The organism is Vibrio sp. Y176 (genome assembly GCF_033438945.1).
This window is the reverse complement of sequence record NZ_JAWOQS010000945.1, coordinates 1-563: the sequence shown is the minus strand read 5'-3', so window position 1 is coordinate 563 and position 563 is coordinate 1. Positions and strand designations below refer to the sequence as shown.

Here is a 563-nt window from a genome sequence, read left to right as displayed (position 1 = left end):
CAAAAGCGTTCGGGTCGTAACTTGGGCTAGACACCATAGCTAGCACCCCATTGTCTCGAGGATCAAGCACGATAGCGCTGCCACGTCGACCATCCAAAAGCTGATGAACGTAAAGCTGCAAGTTGATATCGAGGTTTAAGACAATGTCTTTGCCCGGAACTGGCGGTACGTACTTTAACGTGCGAATCACGCGTCCTCGGCTGTTGACTTCCACTTCTTGGTAGCCAGCAGTGCCGTGCAGCAGATCTTCGTAGTATTTTTCGATGCCCAACTTACCGATGTCACGAGTCGCTTGGTAGTTGGCGTCTTTTTCTTCTCGAATCAAACGCTGCATGTCGCGGTCATTGATACGAGAAACATAGCCGATTACGTGCGTTAACACTTCCCCGTAAGGGTAGTAACGTTTGAGTGTGGCACTAATTTCAACACCAGGAAAACGGTATTGGTTGACGGAAAAAACCGCGACCTGCTTTTCGTTCAGCTGAGTTAGCAATGGGACAGATTTGAATCGACGGGTACGCTTACGCTCACGATGGAAGCGTTCGATCTGTTCTGGGGTGATT

At 49.4% G+C, this 563-nt stretch carries 1 pseudogene; it reads right to left on the bottom strand.

The features are described 5' to 3' along the window. Positions 1-563, bottom strand: a pseudogene (locus tag R7O13_RS29560) (penicillin-binding protein 2); the annotation flags it as partial.